Here is a 2,310-nt window from a genome sequence, read left to right on the forward strand (position 1 = left end):
CCACAGACTCCAACTCACACCTGAGCAAGCCAGTCTGCAAAGGCAGACTTCGTGTGGTTGTTGCAGCGAATTCATTCGCCCGTGCAGGGCTGGCACCACACCCCCGCCGTGACCGCCTCGGCCGCGTTCCTCCCCCCGCACCTGCTGGAGCGGATCGGCGGGCTGGACCTGATCGCGAAGACCATCGTGCGCGGCTTCCAGTCCGGCATCCACCGCTCCCCCCAGCACGGCTCGGGCGAGGATTTCGCCAAGCACCGCGACTACCAGCAGGGCGACGACGTTCGCTACGTGGATTGGAAGCTCTTCGCCCGCACCGACCGTCTGTACGTCCGCGAGTTCGAGGAGCGCTCCAACCTGCAGTGCTGGCTGGTGGTGGATACGTCGGCGTCCATGGACTACGCCGACCCCGGCGGCGTGCCCAAGTCGCGCTACGCCGCCTACGTGGCCGCTGCGCTCGCGCACCTGATGCTGGGCGCGGGCGATGCCGTGGGCTTGGCGGCGTTCGGCGCGGAGCCTCGCCTGCTGCTGGCGCCTCGCTCCCGCCGCGGGCACCTGCACGATCTGCTGATGCAGCTGGAGCGCATGGCGCCGTCCGGCTCGGGGTCTGCCGGGGCCGCGCTGGACCGCGTGGGCGGCACCATGCAGCGGCGCGGGCGCGTGGTGCTGATCAGCGACCTGCTGGAGGAGGATGATGGCTCGGCGCTGGTCACCGCCCTGTCGCGCCTGCGTGCGCGGGGAGACGAGGTGATCGCCATGCGCGTGCTGACGGCGGCGGAATCGGGCGATCGTCCGCCGGGTGCGGGGCTATTCTTCGATCCCGAGCAGCCACAAACCGAACTTCCCGCCACGCCGGATGCCGACCCGGGCTACGTCCGCCGCGTCCGCGCCTACTACGACGGGCTCGTCGACCGCCTGCGCGAGCGCGGGGTGGAATACGTGCCCCTGACGACCGGTCAGCCCGTGGAGGATGCGCTGGTGGCCTGGGTGAACGCGCGGCGGGGATGACGCGGTGCTGACCTTCGCCGCTCCCGCGTTCCTGCTCGCCGGCACCCTGGCGATGCTGGTGCCGCTCGCCTTGCACCTGATCCGCCGCCGTCCGCTTGGCCGTGTGCCGCTTCCCACGGCGCGCTTCCTGGCGGAGGACCCGCGCAACGCAGTACGCGTCAGCCGGCCGACGGACCTGCTGCTGCTGGTGCTGCGCATGCTGCTGCTCCTTCTCGTCGGCGCGGCGTTTTCGCGGCCGGCGTGGATTCCGGCGCCCAAGGGCACGAGCGCGGTGGTGCTGCTGGACCAAGGGAGCGGGGTGGATGCGGAGGCGTGGCGTATCGGACTTTCGATGGCCCGCCAGGCGCTGCTCGGGCCGGGGGGCGAGGCGCGCGGCGAACTGGTGCTCTTCGATTCCGCCGCCGTGCACCTTCCGCGGACCCGGGTCCGCCCCGAGTTGTTCGACTCGCTGCTCGCCGCCGGTCCTGGACGCGCGCGGTCGGACTATGCCGTGGCGCTGCGGGCGATCCCCTCCGCCGCGCGTGCCCTGCGCGGCGCAGATTCCGTCACCGTGCAGATGATCTCGCCGCTTTCGTCGGCCGGCTGGTCGCCGGGGCTTGGGGCGCTGCGCGAGTCCGCCTGGCCGGGAGCGATCCAGCTCACCCGCCTGCCGATGGCGCGCGACACCGCCACACGGGAGCTGCCCGCATCTTCCCGGCGCGCGTACGTCGTGGCGGGTGAGGGAGGGCGGTTCGTCAGCACGGCGCTGGGCGCGCTTGGGTACCAGCTCCAGGTGATAGCGCCCACTGGCCTGAGCGCCTCGGCGGATACCATCACCCCTGACTCCGGCGCCTATTTCGTGCTGACGCAGCCGGATCGCCCAACTGCGCGAGAGTTGAGTGCCCGGGTGCGCCGCGGGGCCTCGCTGGTGGTCGCCTCCACAGCCATCGTCGACTCCGGCGCGTGGAGCTACATGATGCCGTGGGACGGCCCCTTCACCGTGCGGCCCAACAGCGCGGGGGGGACGATGTGGCTAGGAGCGGACCTGCGGATCGGCGGGGCCGCCGGGCGCGTCGAGGGGCGCACGGCGGAGGGTGCGTGGACCATCGCGGCCTGGGACGACGGCCGGCCCGCCGCTACGGCAATGCGCGGGGTCCGTGGATGCTCGGTGTACGTCGGAACGGCGCTGGAGGGCGGTGATCTGCCCTTCCAGGCGGAGTATCCGGCGATGCTCGGCCGGCTCGCGCGGGGCTGCGAGTCTCGGAATGCGACCATGATCGGTCGGCCGCTGGATTCGGGCGCGGTCCAGGTGCTGCGGGGACGCGG

General features: G+C 72.2%; 2 protein-coding genes. Both read left to right on the plus strand.

The annotated features are described in order from the left end of the window. Nucleotides 1-60: 60 nt before the first annotated feature. Complete coding sequence (locus VIB55_RS24035; protein ID WP_331879220.1) at nucleotides 61-1,005, plus strand: DUF58 domain-containing protein; 945 nt, start codon at nucleotides 61-63, stop codon at nucleotides 1,003-1,005. Between the two features lie 4 nt (nucleotides 1,006-1,009). After that, a partial coding sequence (locus VIB55_RS24040; protein WP_331879221.1) for a BatA domain-containing protein occupies nucleotides 1,010-2,310 on the plus strand: 1,301 nt, incomplete at its 3' end.

It is taken from the genome of Longimicrobium sp. (genome assembly GCF_036554565.1).
Classification (GTDB): Bacteria; Gemmatimonadota; Gemmatimonadetes; order Longimicrobiales; family Longimicrobiaceae; genus Longimicrobium.